Here is a 22,648-nt window from a genome sequence, read left to right as displayed (position 1 = left end):
GCGTCGATAAGCCCGACGGGGAGTTATTAATGGCTCCCTGCCGGTGTCATAGGTTAAGGTGATGGACTATGCACAATAAAGAGTACCGGCCGACTCTTGCCCAGCTACGCACCTTCGTCACCATCGCTGACAATAAGCACTTTGGCACCGCCGCAGCCAAGCTCAATATCTCCCAGCCCTCCCTTTCCCAGGCGCTCTCCGCGCTGGAAAACGGGATCGGCGTGCAGCTCATCGAGCGCTCCACCCGAAAGGTCATCGTCACCCCCATCGGGGAGCGGCTCCTGCCCTACGCCAAGGCCGCCCTGGACGCCACCGACATCTTCGTCGCGCATTCGCGCGGCTCCTACGGCCAGCTCTCCGGTCCGCTCACCCTCGGCGTAATCCCCACCATCGCTCCCTATCTCCTGCCCACCCTGCTCCCCCTGCTTCAGCAGGAATACCCGGAGCTAGAGCCGCGCATCGTGGAGGATCGCACCACCCACCTGGTCACCATGCTGCGCGATGGGCGTATCGACGCCGCCCTGCTCGCCCTTCCCTCCGAGGCCCCCGGCCTCGTGGATATCCCCCTCTACCAGGAGGAATTCGTGGTGGTGGTTCCCTCCTCGCACCAACTGGCCGGGCGGCACGACCTCACCCTCCAGGCGCTTGAGGAACTGCGGCTTCTTTTGCTTAACGACGGCCACTGCCTCCACGATCAGATCGTGGATCTCTGCCGCAAGGCGGATCTCAACCCCGGCGAGGCCGCAAGCGCCGTCACCCGCGCCTCCTCCCTAACCACCATCGTGCAACTGGTGGCCGGGGGGCTGGGTTCCACGCTGGTTCCCATCAGTGCGGTGGAGGCGGAGTGCCAGCGCCCGGGCCTGAGCATCGCCACCTTTGCCCCCGGGGTGAGCGCGGAACGCCACGTGGGCCTGGCGTATCGAGCCTCAAGCTCCCGCGCGGCGGAGTTCACCAAATTCGGCGGCGCCATCACCCGCGCCTATCGCACGGCCGTGCCGCTGCGCCCGCCGATGAACTGAAGTGCTTAGGCGGCCGGGAGTGCGCCCTGGCTGGCCTGGCGGAACATGTGCGCGTATATCAGATAGTACGCGGGCAAAAGCACCAGGAAGCCCAGGGTGAAGGTGAAAAGTCCGCCAAGAACCAGCGCGATGCCGCCCGCGAAGCTAAAGAGCAGCAGCACGCCGTAATTGCGCTTGCCCGCCTTGAAGCCCAGGACGATGGATTCTTTGAATCCATAGCCATCGGCGGCGTACCAATTCCAGAAGATAAAGAACGGGTTGATGAGGAAGCTGAGGATCATCACGGCACCCAGAATCCCCACGATAAAGAGGTCATTTGCCCCCGTGGTCACGACGGCCACCACCAGGGGAACCACGACGATCGCGAGGCCCACCACGCTCAGGAAGAACTGCACGATGGACAGGGCCAGCACCTGAAAGTACCGCACGTTACGGAAGAAATCGCCCAGGCCCACGCGCTTCTTATTCACCTGCGCCAGCAACCCGGTGAGGATAAACGGCGTGATGAGCACTTGGCCCACGCTCATCAAGAGCGAACCCCAATCATCCCCCAAATTAGTGGTGGTGTACATCTCATCGGCCTCGATGGAGTCCATGGCCTCCATCGCCGGGAGAAACGAAACCACAAAAAACAGGGCAGCGGTCACGATCCCCAGAATCAGGGTGCCGATGATCCAGATGTACCAACTACTAAATACGGCCTTAAAACCCCAGGATATGGCCTCCCCGACGTTCACCTTGCCGGTGCCCTCGCGGGGCTTTTCCTGGGCCCATTCGGGAGTCTCCTGAACGTACTGGGGATATTTATCAAAACCCGGAGAATCCTCCGGGTGCGGGGTAGACGGATAGGTCATTACGGTATCCTTCCTTTCTTTGTTCTCCTCTGTCGCGTCACCCAGGTTATCGCAAACCAGCCTGCGTTTGTAGGGAAAACCCTGGCACGGAGCACCTCTGCCGTGCTTTATATACCGCCTCGCCATTGGTGCGCCGCCCCGCATGGCCTAAAATCGGCCGATAGCATGGATACTTCTAGTGTGAAAGAGCGCATCGCCGCCCGGCTTCCCCACGTTCCCCTCGCCCAGGAGCGCTCCCTGCGCCGCCGCTTCCACAAGGCCCGCACCGCCGAGGACTGGGAGAGTCTGGCCCGCGACGTCGATCGCGGCTGCGCCGAGGTGGAGCGGCGCACCCAGGCAATCCCGGAGATCGCCTACCCCGAGGAACTCCCCGTGAGCGCCCGCCACGATGATATTGCCCAGGCGATCAGGGATCACCAGGTGGTTATCATCGCCGGCGAGACCGGATCGGGAAAGACCACGCAGATTCCTAAGATCTGCCTGGAGTTGGGCTTTGGCCGCCGCGGCATGATCGGGCACACCCAGCCGCGGCGGCTGGCCGCGCGCACCGTGGCGGAACGCATCGCCCAGGAACTGGGCCAGGATATTGGGGAATCGGTGGGTTACGCCATTCGCTTTGATGATCGTGTGGGGCCCCGCACCGCCGTGAAACTCATGACGGACGGTATTCTCCTCGCGGAAATGCAGCGCGATCGCTTTTTTAACGCCTACGACGTCATTATCATCGATGAAGCCCACGAGCGCTCGCTTAATATCGATTTCCTTTTGGGCTATCTCAAGCGGCTGCTCCCCCAGCGCCCCGACCTCAAGATCATCATCACCTCGGCCACCATCGACCCCGAGCGCTTCGCTCATCACTTCGCGGACGCCCAGGGCACCCCCGCCCCCATCGTCGAGGTATCCGGGCGCACATACCCGGTGGAGATTCGCTATCGCCCGGAGGAGGATGACCCCGACGCCCTCGTGCATGCCATCGAGGAACTCATGGCGGAGGGCCCCGGAGATATTCTCTGTTTCTTCCCCAGCGAGCGCGATATTAGAGACGCCATGGAGCTGCTGGAGTCCCGGCGCTGGCGCGGAACGCATATCCTGCCCCTCTTCGGCCGCCTGTCCAACCAGGAACAACACCGGGTGTTCTCCCCACACGCGGGGCGTCGCATTGTGCTGTCCACCAACATCGCGGAAACCTCCCTCACGGTTCCCGGTATTCACTACGTGGTGGACACCGGCACCGCGCGCATCTCCCGCTATTCCACCCGAACAAAGGTGCAGCGGCTTCCCATCGAGGCCATCTCCCAGGCCAGCGCCAATCAGCGCTCCGGGCGCTGTGGGCGCGTGGCCGAGGGCGTGGCGATCCGCCTCTACTCCGAGGAGGACTTCCAATCCCGCCCGGAGTTCACCGACCCGGAGATCCTGCGCACCAACCTCGCCAGCGTTATTCTCCAGATGGCCTCGCTGCGCCTGGGCGATATTGCCCGATTCCCCTTTGTGCAGCCCCCGGAGGCCCGCCATATCCGCGACGGCCTCACCCTTTTGCACGAACTCGGCGCCATCTCCCGGCCCCGGCCCGAGGGCCCGCCCACGCTCACCCGCATTGGCCGCGATCTCGCACGGATTCCCGTGGATCCCCGGCTGGCCCGCATGCTGGTGGAGGCCCAGCGCCTGGGCTGTCTCCACGAGGTCATCGTGATCGTGGCGGCCCTCACCACGCAGGATATTCGCGAGCGGCCCCTGGATCACCAGGCCCAGGCGGATCAGCTGCACGCGCGATTCCGCGATAAAAAGAGCGACTTCCTCAGCTACCTGAAGCTCTGGGATTACCTTGGCCGCAAACGCCAGGAACTCAGCGGCAACGGCCTACGCCGATTGATGAAGTCCGAGTTCCTGCACTACATGCGCTCGCGCGAGTGGCGGGATCTGGTGCGCCAGTTGCGCGAGGTATCCAAGCAACTGGGGTGGAATATCCCCGATCCCTCCGGCGATGCGGAGGCCATCCACTCCAGCCTCCTGGCCGGGCTGCTCATGAACATCGGGCAACGCGACAGCAACTCCAAGGAGTTCCACGGCACCCGCAACACCAGGTTTATGGTGTTCCCCGGCTCCGCCCTGGCCAAGAAGCCCCGGGAGTTCGTCATGGCCGCCGAGCTGGTGGAGACCTCGCGCCTGTGGGCCCGCGACGTCGCCGCCATCGACCCCGCCTGGGTGGAGCGCCTGGCCGGGGACCTGCTCAAGCGCCAATACTCCGATCCCGCGTGGTCGCGCTCCAAGGCCGCCGCGGTGGTGCGGGAAAAGGCCACGCTCTACGGGGTGACCATCTATGCGGATCGCACCGTGCCCTATCATCGCGTGGATCCCCAGGCCGCGCGTTCCCTCTTTATCCGGCACGCCCTCATCGAGGGGGACTGGGCCACCCGCCACCACTTCTTCCACGATAATGCGGCCAAACTGGCAGAGGCCGCCGAGGTGGAGGACAAGGCCCGGCGCCGAGGCCTGGTGGCCGATGAGGATATTCTCTACGAGTTTTACGATCAGCGCATACCCGATTCCATCACCACGGGCGCGCACTTTGACTCCTGGTGGAAGAAAAAACGCCGCACAGATCCCACCGCCCTGGACTTCTCCCCCGAGGCCCTGCTGCACGACGACGCCCAGGACATCACCCACGAACTCTTCCCCGACCACTGGGATCAATTCCGCCTGGAATACTCCTTTTCCCCGGGGCACAAGGATGACGGCGTGCGCGTGCTGATCCCCGTGCCCATGCTCGCCAGCATTGACCCGGCCCCCTTCCAGTGGCTCGTTCCCGGCATGCGCGTGGAATTGGTCACCGAGCTGATCCGCAGCCTGCCCAAGGGGCTTCGCCGCAGCGTGGTACCCGCCCCCGACTTCGCGGAAAAGGTCGCCCCCCTGCTCAACCCTGGCGCTGACCTACGGGAATCCCTCGCCGCTGGGTTACGGGGCCTGGGTGGCACCGGCATTGACGCCGCCGATTTCTCCCTCTCCGCCCTACCCGCGCATCTGCGCATGACCTTCGCCGCGGTGAATAAGCGCGGCAAGATCATCGACACAGATAAGGACATTCACGCCCTGCGCAAGCGCCAGGCCACGCAGATCCGCTCCTCCATGGATCGCCTGGGCAGTTATGCCGAGACCACGTCCGCGAAAGAATGGACCGCACAGACCCTGGGTACCATTCCGGAGACGGTGGAGACCTCCGTGGACGGACACTCCGTCATCGCCTACCCCGCCCTCCGGCTGCACGAGGGGGCTATCTCCGTGGTGGTGCTCCCCACCAAGGCCGCCGCGGAGCAATCCATGCTCACCACCACGCTCACCCTGCTGATGCGGGCCGCCCCGGTCAACGCCAAACAGATGACCAAGGGGCTACCCCTGCAACAGCGCGTGGCCCTGGAGCACTATCCGCACGGCGGGGTGGAGGGGATCGTGGAGGAGGCTCGCGTGGCGGCCATCCGGGATCTTCTTCTGGCTGCGGGCGGCCCCGTGCGCAGCCCTGATGGCTTTGCCGCCCTGCGCGATTCCCTCGTACCCAAGGTGGCCGGCGAGGTTCGCCGCAGCATCGTCACCATCGCCCCGGCCCTGGTCTCCTACGAGCACGCGGTGGAAGAATTACGGGGTTGGGAGGGCCCCGCCATCGACGATATGCGCGGGCAACTCAACTTCCTGCTCCCGCCCAAGGCCCTCATCGTGCACGGGATCGAGCACCTCAAGCACCTCCCGCGCTATCTTCAGGCCATGAACCTGCGGTTGGAGGAAATGAATCGCGATCCCGATAAGGATGCCGCCCGGCAGGACGAGGTGGACGCCGTACTCACCCACCTGCGCAAGGTACTGGCCGCCAAACCCAAGGGCCTGGAAAAAACCCGGCCCGTGAAGGAGATTTATTGGATGATCGAGGAGTTTCGCGTGAGCCTGTTTGCGCAGCGCCTGGGCACCGCCCAGCCGGTCTCTCGCAAGCGGATTACGCGGGCCATCGACAAACTCTAGGCGAGCTCTAGATCTCGTGCGTGGCTATATCACCCCGGCCCTCCCGTTCGCGGCGGCGCATGAGACGAATCTCCTTTTCAAAGTCCTCCGCGCAATCAAAGGATTTGTACACGGAGGCGAAGCGCAGGTATGCCACCTCGTCTAGTTCGCGCAAGGGCTCCAGGATCGCCAGGCCAATGGCATTGGCATTGATCTGGGAACTACCGTGGCTGCGCACCGTCTCCTCCACCTGCTGAGCCAAGCGCTTCAGGGCATCATCGGAAACATCGCGCCCCTGGCAGGCCCGGCGCACGCCGGTAATCACCTTGTCCCGGCTAAAGGGCTCCGTGACCCCATTGCGCTTGACCACCAGGAGAATCGCCTTCTCCACCGTGGTAAAGCGCCCGGAGCAACTGCTACATTCCCGGCGGCGGCGGATCGCCGCCCCGGCGTCAATCACCCTGGAATCGATCACGCGGGAATGCATGTGGTGGCAAAAGGGGCAATACACGGAAAAACCACGCTTCCTTATGGATTCATGGCAAGTAGCCATGCGGCAAAGGAATAATCATACCCTCCCGATTCTATGGCGATCCCGGCCTACCGCGCCGTCGCTGCCGCCCCTGCATGAATATCCGTCCCTGCGGGCACCGCCGGATCGGTGCTCTCATCGGTGAGGAACACGGCACCAAGCACCACGCTAAGACCAAACACCCCACCCACCACGTAGGTGGTGATCTGATCGCTCAGGCGGCGTCGCGGACGTGTTCCACCTCCCGTACCATCGCCGCGCACAAGCATCGGCCCTTCCTTTCGTGCCGGCACCGCTTTCTTATTCGAAAGAGAGAGCGTTCGAATAGAGCCTCGGGAATCCTTCACCCCAAGGCGAGTACCCGGCTCCCATACCGCCGCCGGGGGAACGGGACGAGCGCGAAGTTTACTGTGGTTAATGGGGTAGAGAGAGGTGGTCATGGGGTTGCCCTTCCTGTTCGTGTTTCATGGGAAATATCAGCATGGACACTCGAACACGATACCCACATCATGTAGATCAGATGTTCGACTATATGTCCGATACCTGTTGTAGCACCCGGCCCGGCGCCTGTCTAGCCTCGCCTCAAAAATTTTCGAACACTCGTCCCAAACACCCCTCGGCATTGTGTACAGTGAAGAGCATTGGAATCGCACCGGCAAAGGAGTACCGCACCATGGCACGCACGCCAGGCAAGCCCGCCGCAGATAAAGACGCACCCGATCTCTCCACGCTTTCTCCGCGGCAACGCAGGATCCTTGAGGTCATCCGAGACGCCGTGGTACTGCGCGGATACCCCCCGAGCATCCGGGAAATTGGAGATGCAGCGGGGCTTCAATCCACCTCCTCGGTGGCGTATCAGCTCAAGGAGCTGGAGAAGAAGGGATTCCTGCGCCGCGACCCCAACAAGCCCCGCGCGGTGGACGTGCGGCACCTCCCCGGGGACGCCACCCCGGCCGCCGCAAAAAAGAAAACCACCACCCCCGGCGCACCCGTTCCCTCCGAGAGCGGCGCCACCTCGTATGTGCCGCTCCTGGGCAGCATCGCCGCCGGCTCCCCCATCCTCGCAGAGGAAAACGTTGATGATTACTTCCCCCTACCCAGCGACGTGGTGGGCGATGGGGAACTCTACATGCTCAAGGTATCCGGGGAATCCATGCGCGATGCCGGCATCCTGCACGGCGATTGGATCGTGGTGCGCTCCCAGCCGGTGGCCGAGGAGGGGGAGTTTGTCGCCGCCCTCATCGACGGCGAGGCCACCGTGAAGGAGTTTCACCGAGACTCCACCGGGGTGTGGCTCCTGCCCCACAACGAGGCCTTTGACCCCATCGATGGCTCCCAGGCTCAGATCATGGGCAAGGTGGTATCCGTCATGCGGAAACTGTAGGATCACAACCCCCAAAAGGGGGTGTTTCCTTCCCAGCGCCTCACCTTTCCCACTTTCTGACCTCCGCTTTTAGCCCGAGCCAACACGAGGTCAATCAATCCCACAAAGAGAATGTGGTTTTTGTGGAAGAATGGGAACACCGCAGGAGCAGCGGAAGTAGCCGGAACTGTGGGAGCACATGCCCAGGCTGCATCCGACCGCCGTCCGGTGGAAGCCCGATTGGAAAGGAATGACCGCCATGTACGCAGAGGAGCGTCGGCGTCAGATCGCCGCGCAGACCGCCGTCGAGGGCCGGGTGAACGTGACCAAGCTCTCTCGTAAGTTCGATGTCACCGCGGAGACCATCCGCCGCGATCTCGCGGTGCTTGACCGCGAGGGCATCGTCCATCGCGTTCACGGCGGTGCCGTGGCCACGCAGTCCTTTCAGACCACCGAACTCTCCCTGGACGCCCGCCTACGCTCGGCACCCAACGCCAAATCCGCCATCGCCCGGGCCGCGCTGAACTTCCTCCCGGAGACCCCCGGCAGAGGCCTTTTCTTGGATGCCGGAACCACCGTGACCGCCCTAGCGGATCTCATCGCGGATACTCCCCAAGCCAATCAGTGGTCCATCGTCACCAACAGCCTTCCCATCGCGTTGACGATGGCTAATAAGGGGCTCAGCGAGATTCAGCTATTGGGTGGTTCCGTCCGCGCCATCACCCAGGCCGTGGTGGGCGATACCGCGCTGCGCACCCTGGCCCTCATGCGCGCGGACGTGGCCTTCATCGGCACCAACGCCCTCACCCTCGATCACGGGCTGTCTACCGCGGACGCGCAGGAGGCCGCCATCAAGTCCGCGATGGTCACCAACGCGCGGCGGGTGGTGGTGCTGTGCGATTCCAGCAAGATCGGCAATGATTACCTGGTGAGTTTCGCCGCCATCGAGAACATTGACGTCGTCATCACCGATAGCAACGCCCCAGAATCCTACGTGCAGAGCCTGCGCGACCGCGATATTGAGGTGGTCTTGGGCTCCTAGCGCCACCGCAACAGCCGCCAAGAAACGCACAACGGCGAGGGCAAAACCCTCGCCGCACGGCTTTTATAGGCAATCAGGCCAGGATCGCCCGCACGGCGTCGCGCGCCTCGGAGGCCCCCTCGGAGGCAAGCGCCGCAGCGGCCGCCGCCTCGCACTCCTCCAGGGTCACCTCCGCGAGCTGCGCGCCCACTCCGGCTACGGCCGTGGAGGCCGCCGAGAGGGAGTTCACGCCCAAGCCGGTGAGCACGCAGGCCAGGAGCGGATCGGCGGCCGCCTCCCCGCACACGCCCACGGCGGTGTGGGTATCGTGCCCCACCATGCAGGTGTGCTGAATGAGGCGCAGCACTGCGGGCTGCCAGGGGTCGGTGAGGTAGGCCAACTGGGAGGAAAGACGATCGGCCGCCATCGTGTACTGGGTGAGGTCGTTGGTGCCGATGGATACAAAGTCCAGGTGAGGCATGATCTTATCCGCCATGAGGGCGGCGGCGGGCACCTCGATCATCGCCCCCGGCGTGAGGCCGCGCTCTTTACACAGGGAGGCAAACCACTCAGACTCCCGCGCCGTGGAGACCATCGGGGCCATGACCCAGGTGGGGGCCTGATCGCCCCGGCCCTCGGCGGCCTGCGCAATCGCGTCAAGTTGGCGGGTGAGCAGGGCCTCGTTATCCCGGGCGATGCGCAGCCCGCGCACGCCCAGGGCGGGGTTTTCCTCCTCGCTCATGTTCGCGTAGGCGATCGGCTTATCCGAACCGGCGTCGAGGGTGCGCACCACGACCTTGGACTCCGGGAAGGCCGCGAACACCTTCCCGTACAGCGCCGCCTGCTCGTCCACCGAGGGTTCCTCCGTGGCGGAGAGGAAACTCATCTCCGTTCGGTACAACCCGATCCCCTCCGCCTGGGTATCGGCGGCGATGCGCGCGGCGTTGGCGTCCTGAACGTTGGCGAGCATCTGCACCCGATGTCCATCCTTGGTGCTGGCGGGCCCGGTCCACCGCGCGATCTTGGCGGCGCGCTCCTGGGATTCCTGCACCATGCGCACCGCCTCCTCCGGGTCGGCGCCGCTGCGCACGGTGCCCACGGAGCCGTCGATAAGCACCTTAGCGCCCGCCTCGAAGTCGCGGATCGCGGTGCCAGCGGCCACGATGCAGGGAAGATTGAGCTGACGGGCGATGATCGCGGTGTGGCTGGTGGGGCCGCCGAGTTCGGTGACCAGGCCCCGGTAGTGCTCGATGTCCAGCGCGGCGGTATCGGCCGGAGAGAGGTCATCGGCAAAGAGAATGGCCTCGCCGTCAATGGCGGGAAGGCCCGGCTCCTCCTCCCCGCGAAGTTGCGCGATCACGCGATCCCGAATATCGCGCAGGTCGGTGGTGCGCTCGGCCATCACGCCACCGGCGGCATGAAACATGGTCACGAACTTAGCGGTGGCCTCCACGGTGGCGAAGGCGGCGTCCATGCCCGATCGGATATTCTTACGCACGGTTTTGCGCCAGCCGCGATCGCGCACCATGCCGGCGGTGGCGTCGAGTACCTCCGCCGCAGGCCCCTCGGCACTGCGGGCGCGCCCGTCGAGGCGCTCCGCGACGGTATCCGCCGCCGCCACGAACCGCTCGTACTCCGCCTCCCGTTCTTCCTCGGGAATCGTGGTGCCGCCGGTGGGGAGTTCGGGGCGAGGGCGCACCCACACCACGTCCGCGTAGGCGATGCCCGCGACCACGCCGGTTCCTTTCACGGTGAGGTGAGCAGAAGCATTGTTTCCAGAGCCTTCGGTCATGCGCACCACTCTAGCCGGGATCGCGGAGATCACGCCACAGCAACGTGCCCGAGCAAACACGCAATACGCCGTACCTTTCCCATAAACAGACATATGACCTCTTGACTTTTCGGGCATCAAGCGAAAGGATTAAGACATAATCAGACATTTACAGTGACCTCCGTCTCCCACCGACCCCAAGGACTCCCGTGATCCTCACGCTCACCCCCAATCCCAGCGTCGATGCCACCCTCACCCTCCCCGAACCCCTCTCCCCAGGCTCCGTCCACCGGCTGCGCTCCCTCAGCCACGTGGCCGGCGGCAAGGGCGTCAACGTGGCACACGCCATCCACCTCGCCCAGCACCCCACCCTCGCCCTCTTCCCCGCACCCAGCACCGATCCCTTCGTGGAACTCGCCGCCCGGGAGGCCATCCCCCACCGGGCCATCGCCATGAGCGAGCGCGTGCGCACCAACACCACGATCACCCAGCCCGACGGCACCACCACCAAGCTCAACGGCCCCGGCCCGCAGATCAGCCCCGAGGTGCGCGAACTCCTGGCCGATACCCTGGTGGAAACCGCGCAGCACAACGACGCCCCGTGGATCGCCCTCTCCGGCTCCCTGCCGCCGGGGCTGCCTGCCGGCTGGTACGGGGAACTCGTGGCTCGCCTGCGCGCGGAGGCTCCCCGAGCCCGCGTGGCCGTGGATACCTCGGACGCGGCAATGATCGCCCTGGGAGAAAGCTTTGACCGCGCCGCCCCCCACCTCATCAAGCCCAATGGTCTGGAACTAGGGCAACTGGTGGGCTGCGATGGGCTGCACCTAGAGCGCCGGGCCGCGGCGGGTGACGTTCAGCCCGTGGTGGAGGCCGCCCGCTCCATCGTCGCCCGTGGGGTGGAATCCGTGCTCGTCACCCTCGGCGGCGCCGGGGCGGTGCTCGTGACGGCCCAAGGCGCGTGGCAAGCCACACCTCCGCCCACCGCCGTGGTGTCTACCGTGGGAGCCGGGGATAGCTCGCTGGCCGGGTACCTGCTGGCCGCCACGCAGGGGGCCGCCCCCGAGCAGCGCCTGCGCCAGGCGGTAGCCTACGGCAGCGCCGCCGCCGCCCTGCCCGGTACTACCCTGCCCCGGCCCGACCAGGTAGACATGGAGCGAACCCAGGTCACCGGCATCGCCGCCTAAATCCTTACCCACCCGTACAACTTCATACCGCAATCTCAGAAAGGAACCCGATGTCCTCCCCCATCATCACCGCCGACCTCGTCGGCCTCGACGTGGACTACGGCGGTGAACCCGCCGCCGTCATCGACAATCTCGCCCGCCTCGTCGCCCACACCGGACGCGCTACCGACGCCGCCGTGCTCGCCCGCGACGCCCGGGCCCGCGAGGAGAAATCCGGCACCGGCGTTCCCGGCGGCGTGGCGATCCCGCACTGCCGCTCCGCCGCCGTCACCGAACCCACCCTCGCCTTCGCCCGGCTCAGCCGCTCGGTGGACTTCTCCGGCCCGGACGGGGAGGCCTCCCTGGTGTTCCTCATCGCCGCCCCCGAGGGCGGGGGTAAGGAACACCTCAAAATCCTCTCCAAACTCGCCCGCGCCCTGGTGCGCAAGGACTTCCTGGAGGGGCTGCGTGGGGCCGCCACGGCCGAGGAGATCGTGGAACTAGTCACCGGCGTGGTCAATGCCGCGCCCAAGAAAAAGAAGCCCGCCCCAGAGACCGCCCCCAAGGCTCTGGCGCAGGAGGCCACGGCCAAGGTCACCCGCGTGGTGGCCATCACCGCCTGCCCCACCGGCATCGCCCACACCTACATGGCTGCCGACGCCCTCACCCAGACCGCCGAGGCCCGCCCGGACATCGAGTTCGCCGTGGAGCCCCAGGGTTCCTCCGCCGTCACCCCGCTGCCCGCCGCCACCATCGAGGCGGCCGACGCCGTGATCTTTGCCACCGACGTCGGGGTGAAGGACCGCGAGCGCTTCGCAGGCAAGCCCGTGATCGAATCCGGGGTTAAGCGCGCCATCAACGAGCCGGGCGTCATGCTCGACGAGGCGGTGACCGCCGCCGCGAATCCCCGCGCCCGCCGCGTGGCCGGTGGGGCGGCAAGGCCAAGCGACTCCGCCCCGGAAGAGGGCTCGGGCCTCAGCTGGGGCAAGCGCATCCAACAGGCCGTGATGACCGGCGTATCCTACATGGTGCCCTTCGTGGCCGCCGGTGGCCTGCTGCTGGCCCTGGGCTTCATGCTCGGCGGCCGGGAGGTGGGTGACTACTGGCAGGTTCTGGTGACTCAGTACTCCCTGACTAACCTGCCGGATCAGATGGCCGTCATCAACGGCCAGTTGGTGGCCTTTGACCGCGCTGGGCTGGGGCTCTATCTGGCCGCCGTTTTCTTTGCTACCGGCCAGGCCGCGATGGGCTTCGTGGTAGCCGCGCTCTCCGGCTACATCGCCTACGCCCTGGCCAACCGCCCCGGCATCGCCCCCGGTTTTGTGGGCGGTGCGCTGTCCGTGGCCCTCGGCGCGGGCTTCATCGGCGGCCTGGTCACGGGCATCCTCGCGGGGCTCATCGCCATGTGGATCGGCTCCTGGAAGGTGCCGCGCTGGGTGGCCTCCCTCATGCCGGTGGTGATTATCCCGCTGCTGACCTCCATGATCGTGGGCCTGGCGATGTTCCTGTTGCTGGGCAAGCCGCTGGAAGCCATCATGACCGGCTTGCAGGATTGGCTGAACTCCATGTCTGGTTCCTCCGCCGTTCTGCTCGGCGTGATCCTGGGCCTGATGATGTGCTTTGACCTCGGCGGCCCGGTCAACAAGGCGGCCTACCTCTTTGCCACCGCCGGCCTTTCCACCGGGGATGATTCCTCCATGAAGATCATGGCCGCCGTGATGGCCGCGGGCATGGTGCCGCCCATCGCGCTCTCCCTAGCCACCTTCCTGCGCGGCAGCCTGTTTACCCCCGCCGAGCGGGAAAACGGCAAGTCCTCCTGGCTGCTGGGTCTCTCCTTCGTTTCCGAAGGCGCGATTCCCTTCGCCGCGGCCGACCCGCTGCGCGTGATCCCCTCCATGATGGCTGGCGGCGCGGTCACCGGCGCGCTGAGCATGGCCCTCGGCGTCACCGCCAGCGCCCCGCACGGCGGCATCTTCGTGCTACCCGCGATCTCCCCGGCCCTGGCCTGGGTGCTCTCCCTGGTCGCCGGCATCGCGGTGTCCACCCTGGCGGTGCTCGCCATGAAGCAACTGTGGCCCAACAAGGCCGTGCGGGAGGCGGCCGCAACCACGGCCCCAGAGAACGCCCCGGCCGCCGCATGATCCCCCGCACGCGCTGTGCGGCCAAGAGCGATCAGGAGTGGCCAGGAGCATGAACCTGGCACCGCCGCCCCGGCGCGCCTAGACTACAAGACTGAGCATTTTTCTATTTCCCGCCGCGCCTCCGGGCGCGGAAGAAAGGACAATCATGGCCTCTAAGACCGTCACCGTTGGTTCCGCCGTGGGTCTGCACGCCCGCCCGGCCTCCATCATTGCCGATGCCGCCGGCGATTACGACGAGGACATCTTCCTCGCCCTGGTAGGGGGCGATGAGGACGACGAGACCGATGCCGCCTCCTCCCTGATGATTATGGCCCTGGGCGCGGAGAAGGGTGACCAGGTGACCGTGACCTCGGAGAACGCCGAGGCCGTGGAGAAGATCGCCGCCCTCATCGAGAAGGACCTGGATTCCGAGTAGCCCTCCCGGCCCAAATCAAACGAGCACCCGGCCCGCCACCCCATGAGCGGCCGGGTCCTTTTCTACCGCCTTTACCGCGCTTGGGCCACCGAGTTTCCCTCCCCCACGCGGCGATACAACCACATCAGCACCGGGTATCCCAGCATGATTCCGGCCGAGCCCCAGGCGATGCCCTCTAGTTCCACCGAACCCACGCGCAGGGTGAGATTGCCGATCCCCGCCACCAGGGCCACGGCCGCCGCCGTCAGATTCACCGGGTGGTTGAAATCCACCTTGTTATCCTGCCAGATCCGCACGCCGAGCATGCCGATGAGCCCATAGAGCACCAGGGTGGCCCCGCCGAGAACCCCGGCGGGAATGCTCAGGATCAGCGCGCCAAACTTGGGGATAAAGGCCAGCGCCACGGCAGTGAGTGCGGCCACCCAGTAGGCGGCGGTGGAATACACCCTGGTGGCGGCCATCACGCCGACGTTCTCCGCGTAGGTGGTGGTGCCCGATCCTCCGAAGCCACCGGCGAGCGTGGTGGCGAGGCCGTCGGCAAGCAGGGCGTCCCCCGCACGATCGTCGAGGTTGCGCCCCGTCATGGCGGAAACGGCCTTGACGTGGCCCACGTTTTCCGCGATGAGCACGATGACCACCGGCAGGGTGACCAGGATCGCGGAGAGCCGGAACTCCGGGGTGTGGAACTGCGGCACGCCCACCCAGGCGGCCTGCGCAATCGTCTCGCGCGCGCCGTCCGCGAGGTTGCCCGTGGCGGCGGCAAAAACCCAGCCGATCAATACCCCGCCGAGGATCCCCAGGCGCGCCGCCATGCCCCGGCCCGCCACCGTGAGGATCGTGATGCTCAGCAGGGTCACGGCGGCCACCAGGGGCTGTGCCTCAAAATTACGCGCGGCGGTGGGCGCAAGGTTCAGGCCGATCAGCGCCACGATCGCGCCGGTGACGGCGGGCGGCATGACCGCATCAAGAGCCTTCCTCCCGGCCACCTTGACCGCCAACCCCACCGCGGCGAGCACCAGGCCCGCGGCCACCACGCCGCCGAGTTGCACCGCGATCCCCTCGCCCTGGGTAGCCGCCAGCGGGGCGATGAAAGCGAAGGAACTACCCAGGTAACTGGGCAGGCGGTTGGCGGTGAGGAGGAGAAAAAGCATGGTGCCCACCCCGGAGAAAAGCAGGGTGGTGTTCACCGGGAAGCCGGTGAGGGTGGGCACCAGCAGGGTGGCCCCGAACATGGCGATGACGTGCTGCATCCCTATGCCGATGGTGCGCGGCCAATCCAGGCGCTCCTCGGGGGCCACTACCTCCCCGGGAAGGATCTTCTTGCCGTCGCCGTGGACGGCCCACCTCATCACGGTTGTTCCTTGACGGAGAGCATGAGCGGAACCTATCTGCCAGAAATACCCTTACGCGAGGATTATACGAGGCCCCTGCCGTGCGGTGTTTCCTCGGCGGTGGCTTTTCGGAGAGGGCTGCACAACGCCCCTCCGGGGGAGGTAATGATAAATAATCATTCCTCCAGGGAAGATATAACCTCAAACTCCCCCAGTTCCTCCGCCAGGCGGCGCGGCAGGCGCACGTCGATCCGCGTGCCGGTATCCGTGTACTGCTCGTCCAACACGGTGCCAAACTCGTGTACCCGGGAGACCACCTCGCCCCGGGTAAAGGGAATCTCCAGGATCACGTGGCTGTCAAGGGTGTTGAGGAAGAGTTCGATGCGCGATTCCAGCTCCCCGATCCCTTCCCCGGTGGCGGCGGAGACGAATACCGCGTCCTCGATCACGTGCCTCAGCTCCGCCAGGGCCAGGGGGTCCGCGATGTCCGTCTTGTTCACCACGATCACCTCGGGCGGGGCCTGCTCGCCGGTTTCCCGCACGATGTCCGCGATCACGTGGTTGACGGCCTGAATCTGCTTGAGGGGGAAGGGATCGGAGCCGTCCACCACGTGCAGCATGAGGTCCGCCTCTAGCACCTCCTCCAGGGTGGATTTGAAGGCCTCCACCAGCTGCGTGGGCAGGTGACGCACGAAGCCCACGGTGTCGGTGAAGATGATGGAGCGGCCGTCGGCCAGCTGCGCCTTGCGGGTGGTGGGATCCAAGGTGGCAAAAAGCGCGTCCTCCACCAGCACACCCGCCCCGGTGAGCGCGTTGATGAGGGAGGACTTTCCGGCGTTGGTGTACCCGGCGATGGCGATCTTGGGCGTGAGCGAGGCGCTGCGCCGCGAGCGCTTGACCTCGCGGGAGGTTTTCATCGCGGCGAGTTCCTTGCGCAGCCGCGCCATGTCCGCGCGCAGGCGGCGGCGATCCGCCTCGATCTTGGTTTCGCCGGGGCCGCGCAGACCCACACCGCCGTTGGACCCGGCGCGCCCGCCCGCCTGGCGCGAGAGGTTACCGCCCCAGCCGCGCACGCGGGTGATGAGGTATTCCATCTGGGCCAGGGAGACCTGCGCCTTGCCCTCCTTGGACTTGGCGTGTTGCGCAAAGATGTCCAGGATCAGCATGGTGCGATCAATGACCTTGGTATTCAGCGCGTTTTCCAGGGCCACCAACTGCCCGGGGTTGAGTTCGCCGTCGCAGATCACGGTGTCCGCCCCGGTGGCGGCCACCGTATCGCGCAGTTCCTCCACCTTGCCGGAGCCCACGTAGGTGCCAGAATCCGGCTTATCGCGGCGCTGATAAAGCATCTCCACCACCTCCGCGCCGGCGGTCTCCGCCAGGGCCGCCAGCTCGTTCATGGTGGCCTCCACCTCCGCGAGGGTGCCCTGCGTCCACACCCCCACCAGGATCACCCGTTCCAGGCGTAGTTTGCGGTACTCCACCTCGTAGCCATCGGCTTGTTCCTCGGCGTGAATGGTGGTGTGGCGGTACACGCGCCGCAGGGAGTTGCGCTCGGAGAGGTCGAGATCGCCCACCGTGGGTTCGTCGGTGCTTATCGACGCCCCCTCCGGGCCCGCGCTGCCGCTCAAGGCCTGGGCCAGGAGTTCCTCGTGGGAATCGGGGAGGGAATCGGTGGAATCCATTGGGTTGTTCATCGCCGCCCATTGTCCCACACTCCCCGCGGGGGACTAGAGTTTGTGCCATGAGCACGGATCTCAAAAGCATCGGCCTGGGTTTTTCCACGTGGCAGGACGCGGTGGAGGCCGCCATTGCCTCCAACGCGCTCTCGGTAACCGGGGAGGTGCGCGGGGGGCAGTTGATCCAGTTCGCGGATCGCTCCGGGGCGCAGATCAACATCCTGGCGGTGGAGCCCTTTGCTACCTTCGCTGGCTTCGATTCCGTCACCCAGACCTACGCGCACGTGGACATGCTGACCGACGTGGTGGCGCTCTGCGAGATCGTCGATCCCCTGGGCAACGCGCTGACCGCCGTCACCTGCAACCTTGCCCAGGGCCCGCTGCTGGCCGAGGACGGCCAGCAGCAGTTCCAGCCGCTGGCCGTGACCGCCCTGGGCATTGATACCGCCGTCTATCCCTCGGCGGTGGAATATGAGAACGCCACCGGCAACGTCCTTGGCATGATCCTCTCGGAGGGGGCCCAAAGCGTGGCGGCGGGCACGGGGGCCACGGCTCCCGACGCCTCCGCGGAGTTCTCCGCGCGGGTGCTTGAGGCGGAGTACCGCACGGCGGAGCTGACCGGGCAGCGCTTTATCCACGCCACCGTGGACGGCCCCTTCCCCTTCGACGTGTGCCTGCCCGATGCCCCCGAGTTACCCCAGCGCGATGAGGTCATCGCCGGGACGGTCATGCTGGTGGCCTCCATTAAAGCCCCCCTCGGCGGGGGCTGCTGCGGCGGGGGCGGCGGCTCCTGCGGCTGCGGCGGGCATTAAAGCCAGGTGGTGCCCTCCGCCACGATCTCCGAGGGGCCGGTGAGCGTGGCGGATTCCTCCCCGAGGGTCACGGTCACCTCGCCGCCGGGAACCCGCACGGTGACCTCCCCGGTGGTGCGCCCGGCGTCGGCAAGCGCCGCGGTGGCCGCCGCGACGGTACCGGTACCGCAGGAGAGGGTCTCCCCCACGCCGCGCTCCCACACGCGCATGTCCACCGCGCCGTCGATAAGCGGGGTGAGCACCTCCACGTTGACGCCCTGGGGAAAGAAGTCATGGTCCCACTCCGGCTGGCCCAGTGGCCAGTCCGCTAAGCCCCGGGTATCCAGGTTCGGGATCACCGCGGCCAGGTGGGGGTTGCCCACGTTGATGCCCAATCCGGCGAAGGATCGCTCCCCCATGCGCGCGGTGGAGAGCCCCTCCACCCGCACCGGCCCCATGTCCACAGACACCACCGCGCGCCGGGCCGTGGCCTCGCGCACCTCTACCACGCGGAGCCCGGCCCTGGTGTCCACGGTGAACGCGGCGGTATCCACCAACCCACGGGAGTAGAGCCAGTGGGCAAACACCCGCACGCCGTTGCCGCACATCTCCGCGAGGGAGCCGTCCGCGTTGCGGTAATCCATAAACCACACATCATTCCGGCGCACCACGCGCAAGATGCCATCGGCGCCCAGGCCCCTGTGCCGATCCGCCAGGCGGGCCACCCGCTGCGGGCTTAAGTCAATCTCCTCGTTTTCATCGGGAATGATGAGGAAGTCATTGCCCGTTCCGTGGCCTTTGGCATATAGCAATTCCGTTTCCTTGCTCACCCCAGCCACTCTAGCGCCTGGGCGAAGGTATCACCGGCCGCGTCAACCCAATGAATCCGGGGATCGCGGCGGAACCATGCCCGCTGCCTGCGCACATAGCGCCGCGTGCCCGTGGTGGTGCGCTCACGGGCCTCCTCCCAGCTCAGCTCCCCCGCCAGGGCCGCCAGCACCTGCGCGTACCCGATGGCGCGGCCCGCCGTGGAATCGCGCCGCAGGCCGCGCTGGGCCGCCAGCCCCTCCACCTCGGCCACCAGCCCCGCCTCAAACATGCCCTCGGTGCGCCGAGCGATGCGCGGGTTGAGCCACTCCGGCGTGGTCTCCAGGCCGATGATCCGGGTATTCCAGCGCGGCGGCGCGCCGATCGGTGGCTGGCTCGCCTGGTACGGCCTGCCGGTGAGTTCGATGACCTCCAGGGCGCGCACGGTGCGGCGGGGATCTTGATCCTCGATGATCCTGGCCGCCTGCGGGTCACGCCTCGCCAACTCGGCGTGGAGGGCCGCCACGCCCTCCTCGTCCAGGCGCTCCTGCCACCGTTGCCGCACCGTCGGATCCGTGGGGGGAAACTGCCAGTCGTCGAGCAGCGACTGCGCGTACAGCATGGAGCCGCCCACCAGGATCGGGGTGACGCCGCGCCCCCGCAGGGCCTCCACGTCCGCCACCGCCGCACGCTGGTACCGCGCCACCGAGGCCGTCTCTGTGACCTCCCACACGTCTAACTGGTGATGGGGTACGCCCTCGCGCTCCGCCACGCTGAGTTTGGCCGTGCCGATGTCCATGCCCCGGTAGAGCTGCATGGAATCCACGTTCACGATCTCCCCGCCCAGATGATGAGCCAGAGCCAGGCCCAGAGCGGACTTTCCCGACGCCGTGGGCCCCACCACGGCGATGGGGGTGGGCGGGTGCGGGGCGCTCACGCCTCCCACTCCCACTGGGCCACATACCGGCCCACCCCGGCGGTGGCGTCCGCGTCCACCAGGTGCGCGCGATCGGGTCTCAGCGCGGCGAGTTCGCACCACAGTTCCGGCTCGATCACCCCGGCCCGGCTCAGCCAGTGGCAAAGATCACCACCCTCCTCGCCAGGCCCGCCCTGCCGCAGGCGGCCCGCCAGCAGATCGCGGCACCACTGATCGGCGCGGGAGGCGCCGTCGAGGAGCGAAAGCGGCGCGCGAGGGGTCAGCCCCGCCGAGCCGTCCAGGGCCACCACCGTGAGAACACCCTCCTCCGGGGTGCACAGGCGATCGCGCACCTGCACCACGTTCGCCCGGGGGCCAAGCACGTGGCGCATGACCAGTTCCGGGAGGTAGTGCCCCTCACCCACCTGCTCCTGCGGGGCTCCCCAGGCGCGGAAGCTCCCCGCATGGGCGGTAAACCATCTCTCGTCCTCGCTGCCCACCAGGTGAATCGGCATGTCCGCGTACCTCTCCGCGCTGCGTTGGGCCAGCGCGCGCAGGCGCTGCGCCGCCTCGTCGCGTTGGGCCAGCGCCGCAACGAGGGCGGGGCTTCCGGGCATCACCAAGAGTTGAGCAGTCACGAGGAATAAGGTTAATGGGTGGATCATGACGCGCAAGGGGCGGGCCTGTACATTTGATAGGTGCGATGTGTGACGGTCGCGCGCAGCGCGGCGTGAGAACTCAACCAATAAGGACGTGGTTTCCGATATGACCCCCCAGCCCGCCCCCAACCCGGCGCAATTGGCAAAGAAAAAGCCCGCCCTCGGCCCCAAGGCCGCGGCGCAGGCTCCCGCCGCCCGGCCCGCGCCCAATAATCCGGCGCAATGGGGGCGCGTGGAGGCCGACGGCACCGCGTGGGTACGCACCGGCGACGGAGAACGCCGCATCGGCCAGTACAAGGCCGGCACCCCCGAGGAGGGCCTGGCGCACTTCGGGTCCCGCTACGACGACCTCTCCACCGAGGTTTCCCTGCTGGAATCCCGCCTGCGCCTCCACCCCGAGGACGCCGCGGCCATCCGCGCCCAGGCCAAGGACATCCGCTCTCAGCTCGATACCGCCGCCGTGATCGGTGACCTCGACTCCCTGGACACCCGCCTGGTGGGGATCATCGCGGATACCGATACCGCGCAGGCCCAGGTGACCCAGGAAAAGCAACGCCGCCGCGCCGAGGCCATCGCCGCCAAGGAGAAACTGGCCGCCGAGGCCGAGGAGATCGCCGCGAACTCCACCGAGTGGAAGGCCGCCGGGGACAGGATACACGCGATCCTCGACGAATGGAAAACCATTCACGGGGTGGATCGCAAGACCGACGATCAACTCTGGAAGCGCTACTCGCGCGCCCGCGACTCCTTCAACCGCCGCCGCGGCTCCCACTTTGCCGACCTTGACCGCGCCCGCGCCCAGGCCAAACGCTCCAAGGAAGAGCTGGTGGAGCGCGCCCAGGCGCTGCAAGACTCGACGGACTGGGGCGAAACCGCCCGCGCCTTCCGCGACCTGATGAAGGAATGGAAAACCATCGGGCGCGCCCCCCGCGAGGCGGACGACGCCCTGTGGGAACAGTTCCGCAGCGCCCAGGATCACTTCTTCAACGCCCGTACCGCCGCCAACGACGCCCGCGACCGCGAATACGCGGACAACGCCGCCGCCAAGGACGCCCTGCTGGCGGAATACCGGCCCCTGATTAACCCCGAGGACAACCTAGAAGCCGCCCGAGACAAGCTGGCGGAGTTGCAGGAGAAGTGGGAGCAGATCGGCTACGTTCCCCGCGGCAAGGTGCGCGAATACGAGGATAAGATCGCCGCCGTGGAACGCTCCGTCAAGGAGGCCGCCGAAAGCAAGTGGCGGCGCACCGATCCCGCCGCCCAGGCGCGGGCCGCGCAGTTCCAGGCCAAGGTGGACGAGTTCACCGCCCAGGCCGAGCAGGCGGAGGCCAAGGGCAACGCCGCTCAGGCCGAGAAATTCCGCGCCCAGGCTGCCCAGTGGGCCGAATGGGCCAACGCTGCGGCGCAGGCCGTGGAGAATCGGTAGCCACCCACCAATACGAATCCCCCTCGGCCTCATCCCAGCATGGATGCGACCGAGGGGGTCGGTTTATTTCTCCCTATTCTTTCTCTTCCCAGTGGGTTCCGGCCGCCTCGCTCGCGCGGCCCGCTCCGTGGCCCGGCTACGCCGATCATCCACCAGCAGCGGATTGTCCTGCTCGCCGCGCTGCTGTTGTTTCACCAGGGCCGCTCGCTGGGCGTAGCCCACCTCGTCGAGATCACTGACCTCGGCTCGCGCCTGCGCGATGCGTTCCTGCTCCGGGGAGCGGCGCAGCGCGATGAGGGAATACACCACCACGGCCACCACCACCGCGAAGATCGCCAGGTACGCCCCGGCCCCGGCGCTGGTAGCCTCCTCGCTGCCCGGGCGGGTCTGACGCAGCCACATGGCCAAGAGCGCCTCCACCATTGCCACGGTGCACAGCATCCAGGCCAACAAGGCCCACACCGTGCGACGCAGGGCGAGCGCCAGCCCCGTGAACACGCCCAGGCCCAGGAAGGCACAGACGGCGAAGATATACTCGGTGACCTTCACCCCGGCCTCGGAGGCGGCGTCGCTAAAGAGCAACACCTGGTATCCCGCCACCCCCGTGACCTGGGGAAGAAACAGCGAGACCACGTAGAATACGAAGGCACCCAGCAGCACGTACCCCGGTGTACCCAGCCATAGCCGCGAGGCCGCCTTGCGCTCCAGCTCGGCCAACTGCGCCGCCGAGTGCTCTTCCTTGTGTGCTTCTGCCATGAGATTCCTGCCCTCGGTCG

General features: G+C 66.5%; 19 protein-coding genes. 9 read left to right on the top strand and 10 right to left on the bottom strand.

The features are described from left to right. Window positions 1-68 precede the first annotated feature (68 nt). Window positions 69-1,019 (top strand): hydrogen peroxide-inducible genes activator, encoded by a 951-nt coding sequence (locus Cocul_RS02660; RefSeq protein ID WP_055121748.1) that lies wholly within the window; start codon window positions 69-71, stop codon window positions 1,017-1,019. A gap of 5 nt (window positions 1,020-1,024) precedes the next feature. Here Cocul_RS02660 and Cocul_RS02655 read toward each other — a convergent pair whose 3' ends face one another. Beyond that, entirely contained in the window at window positions 1,025-1,873 is an 849-nt protein-coding gene (locus Cocul_RS02655; protein ID WP_055121747.1) for a hypothetical protein, read from the bottom strand. Window positions 1,874-2,038: 165 nt separating this feature from the next. On the opposite strand from Cocul_RS02655, the gene hrpA reads away from it, so the two are divergent. Then, window positions 2,039-5,878 carry an ATP-dependent RNA helicase HrpA gene (gene hrpA, locus Cocul_RS02650; RefSeq protein WP_055121746.1) on the top strand — a complete coding sequence of 1,280 codons (3,840 nt, stop codon included), beginning with the start codon at window positions 2,039-2,041 and terminating at the stop codon, window positions 5,876-5,878. Between the two features lie 7 nt (window positions 5,879-5,885). On the opposite strand, the gene nrdR is transcribed toward hrpA, so the two are convergent. Both nrdR and Cocul_RS02640 read right to left on the bottom strand, forming a co-directional pair. After that, window positions 5,886-6,368 (bottom strand): transcriptional regulator NrdR, encoded by a 483-nt coding sequence (nrdR, locus tag Cocul_RS02645; RefSeq protein ID WP_055121745.1) that lies wholly within the window; start codon window positions 6,366-6,368, stop codon window positions 5,886-5,888. A gap of 89 nt (window positions 6,369-6,457) precedes the next feature. Beyond that, window positions 6,458-6,658, bottom strand: a complete 201-nt coding sequence (locus Cocul_RS02640; protein WP_055121744.1) for a hypothetical protein — start codon at window positions 6,656-6,658, stop codon at window positions 6,458-6,460. A gap of 404 nt (window positions 6,659-7,062) precedes the next feature. On the opposite strand from Cocul_RS02640, the gene lexA reads away from it, so the two are divergent. Together lexA and Cocul_RS02630 are read left to right on the top strand one after the other, a co-directional pair. Further along, a complete protein-coding gene (gene lexA, locus Cocul_RS02635; protein ID WP_055121743.1) occupies window positions 7,063-7,773 on the top strand; it encodes a transcriptional repressor LexA in 711 nt (236 codons plus the stop codon). 238 nt (window positions 7,774-8,011) lie between these two features. Next, a complete protein-coding gene (locus Cocul_RS02630; protein ID WP_055121742.1) occupies window positions 8,012-8,794 on the top strand; it encodes a DeoR/GlpR family DNA-binding transcription regulator in 783 nt (260 codons plus the stop codon). Between the two features lie 73 nt (window positions 8,795-8,867). On the opposite strand, the gene ptsP is transcribed toward Cocul_RS02630, so the two are convergent. Then, a complete protein-coding gene (gene ptsP / locus Cocul_RS02625) occupies window positions 8,868-10,565 on the bottom strand; it encodes a phosphoenolpyruvate--protein phosphotransferase (RefSeq protein WP_055121741.1) in 1,698 nt (565 codons plus the stop codon). A 188-nt stretch (window positions 10,566-10,753) separates the two neighbouring features. Here ptsP and Cocul_RS02620 point away from each other — a divergent pair, with 188 nt between their 5' ends. From Cocul_RS02620 to Cocul_RS02610, 3 genes are all read left to right on the top strand, one after another. After that, window positions 10,754-11,728 carry a 1-phosphofructokinase family hexose kinase gene (locus Cocul_RS02620; protein WP_055121740.1) on the top strand — a complete coding sequence of 325 codons (975 nt, stop codon included), beginning with the start codon at window positions 10,754-10,756 and terminating at the stop codon, window positions 11,726-11,728. A gap of 50 nt (window positions 11,729-11,778) precedes the next feature. Then, a complete protein-coding gene (locus Cocul_RS02615; protein WP_055121739.1) occupies window positions 11,779-13,848 on the top strand; it encodes a PTS fructose transporter subunit IIABC in 2,070 nt (689 codons plus the stop codon). A 145-nt stretch (window positions 13,849-13,993) separates the two neighbouring features. Continuing rightward, window positions 13,994-14,263, top strand: coding sequence for an HPr family phosphocarrier protein (locus Cocul_RS02610; protein ID WP_055121738.1), 270 nt, complete (start codon window positions 13,994-13,996; stop codon window positions 14,261-14,263). A gap of 71 nt (window positions 14,264-14,334) precedes the next feature. On the opposite strand, the gene Cocul_RS02605 is transcribed toward Cocul_RS02610, so the two are convergent. Continuing rightward, window positions 14,335-15,612 carry a uracil-xanthine permease family protein gene (locus Cocul_RS02605; protein WP_055121737.1) on the bottom strand — a complete coding sequence of 426 codons (1,278 nt, stop codon included), beginning with the start codon at window positions 15,610-15,612 and terminating at the stop codon, window positions 14,335-14,337. A 158-nt stretch (window positions 15,613-15,770) separates the two neighbouring features. Next, window positions 15,771-17,291, bottom strand: coding sequence for a GTPase HflX (hflX, locus tag Cocul_RS02600; RefSeq protein ID WP_245622076.1), 1,521 nt, complete (start codon window positions 17,289-17,291; stop codon window positions 15,771-15,773). A gap of 47 nt (window positions 17,292-17,338) precedes the next feature. Between hflX and Cocul_RS02595 the strand changes: the two genes are divergently transcribed. Then, window positions 17,339-18,085, top strand: coding sequence for a hypothetical protein (locus Cocul_RS02595; protein WP_055121735.1), 747 nt, complete (start codon window positions 17,339-17,341; stop codon window positions 18,083-18,085). On the opposite strand, the gene dapF is transcribed toward Cocul_RS02595, so the two are convergent. Genes dapF through Cocul_RS02580 form a run of 3 tightly spaced genes read right to left on the bottom strand, consistent with a single transcriptional unit; the run spans window position 18,082 to window position 20,425 of the window. Beyond that, window positions 18,082-18,894 carry a diaminopimelate epimerase gene (gene dapF / locus Cocul_RS02590; protein ID WP_245622075.1) on the bottom strand — a complete coding sequence of 271 codons (813 nt, stop codon included), beginning with the start codon at window positions 18,892-18,894 and terminating at the stop codon, window positions 18,082-18,084. The genes Cocul_RS02595 and dapF overlap by 4 nt on opposite strands. Beyond that, window positions 18,891-19,808 carry a tRNA (adenosine(37)-N6)-dimethylallyltransferase MiaA gene (gene miaA / locus Cocul_RS02585; RefSeq protein ID WP_055121734.1) on the bottom strand — a complete coding sequence of 306 codons (918 nt, stop codon included), beginning with the start codon at window positions 19,806-19,808 and terminating at the stop codon, window positions 18,891-18,893. The genes dapF and miaA overlap by 4 nt, the downstream gene beginning before the upstream one ends. After that, entirely contained in the window at window positions 19,805-20,425 is a 621-nt protein-coding gene (locus Cocul_RS02580) for a hypothetical protein (protein ID WP_245622074.1), read from the bottom strand. The genes miaA and Cocul_RS02580 overlap by 4 nt, the downstream gene beginning before the upstream one ends. 127 nt (window positions 20,426-20,552) lie before the next feature. Between Cocul_RS02580 and Cocul_RS02575 the strand changes: the two genes are divergently transcribed. After that, the gene (locus Cocul_RS02575; RefSeq protein ID WP_055121732.1) at window positions 20,553-21,872 is read left to right on the top strand and encodes a DUF349 domain-containing protein; all 1,320 of its coding nucleotides are present in this window, start codon (window positions 20,553-20,555) and stop codon (window positions 21,870-21,872) included. A 63-nt stretch (window positions 21,873-21,935) separates the two neighbouring features. On the opposite strand, the gene Cocul_RS02570 is transcribed toward Cocul_RS02575, so the two are convergent. Beyond that, on the bottom strand, window positions 21,936-22,628 hold the full coding sequence (locus tag Cocul_RS02570; RefSeq protein ID WP_055121731.1) for an Rv2732c family membrane protein: 693 nt from the start codon (window positions 22,626-22,628) through the stop codon (window positions 21,936-21,938). Window positions 22,629-22,648: the final 20 nt, after the last annotated feature.

Source organism: Corynebacterium oculi, assembly GCF_001412105.1.
GTDB lineage: Bacteria > Actinomycetota > Actinomycetes > Mycobacteriales > Mycobacteriaceae > Corynebacterium > Corynebacterium oculi.
The sequence above is the reverse complement of the archived record's forward strand: the minus strand, read 5'-3'. Positions and strand labels throughout refer to the sequence as shown.

Coding starts and splice junctions, on each gene's coding strand:
- Cocul_RS02655 (WP_055121747.1), bottom strand. CDS start 1,873: ATGACCTATCCGTCTACCCCGCACCCGGAGGATTCTCCGGGTTTTGAT.
- hflX (WP_245622076.1), bottom strand. CDS start 17,291: ATGAACAACCCAATGGATTCCACCGATTCCCTCCCCGATTCCCACGAG.
- Cocul_RS02605 (WP_055121737.1), bottom strand. CDS start 15,612: ATGAGGTGGGCCGTCCACGGCGACGGCAAGAAGATCCTTCCCGGGGAG.
- Cocul_RS02610 (WP_055121738.1), top strand. CDS start 13,994: ATGGCCTCTAAGACCGTCACCGTTGGTTCCGCCGTGGGTCTGCACGCC.
- Cocul_RS02630 (WP_055121742.1), top strand. CDS start 8,012: ATGTACGCAGAGGAGCGTCGGCGTCAGATCGCCGCGCAGACCGCCGTC.
- Cocul_RS02660 (WP_055121748.1), top strand. CDS start 69: ATGCACAATAAAGAGTACCGGCCGACTCTTGCCCAGCTACGCACCTTC.
- Cocul_RS02595 (WP_055121735.1), top strand. CDS start 17,339: ATGAGCACGGATCTCAAAAGCATCGGCCTGGGTTTTTCCACGTGGCAG.
- Cocul_RS02615 (WP_055121739.1), top strand. CDS start 11,779: ATGTCCTCCCCCATCATCACCGCCGACCTCGTCGGCCTCGACGTGGAC.
- Cocul_RS02570 (WP_055121731.1), bottom strand. CDS start 22,628: ATGGCAGAAGCACACAAGGAAGAGCACTCGGCGGCGCAGTTGGCCGAG.
- ptsP (WP_055121741.1), bottom strand. CDS start 10,565: ATGACCGAAGGCTCTGGAAACAATGCTTCTGCTCACCTCACCGTGAAA.
- lexA (WP_055121743.1), top strand. CDS start 7,063: ATGGCACGCACGCCAGGCAAGCCCGCCGCAGATAAAGACGCACCCGAT.
- hrpA (WP_055121746.1), top strand. CDS start 2,039: ATGGATACTTCTAGTGTGAAAGAGCGCATCGCCGCCCGGCTTCCCCAC.
- Cocul_RS02640 (WP_055121744.1), bottom strand. CDS start 6,658: ATGCTTGTGCGCGGCGATGGTACGGGAGGTGGAACACGTCCGCGACGC.
- Cocul_RS02575 (WP_055121732.1), top strand. CDS start 20,553: ATGACCCCCCAGCCCGCCCCCAACCCGGCGCAATTGGCAAAGAAAAAG.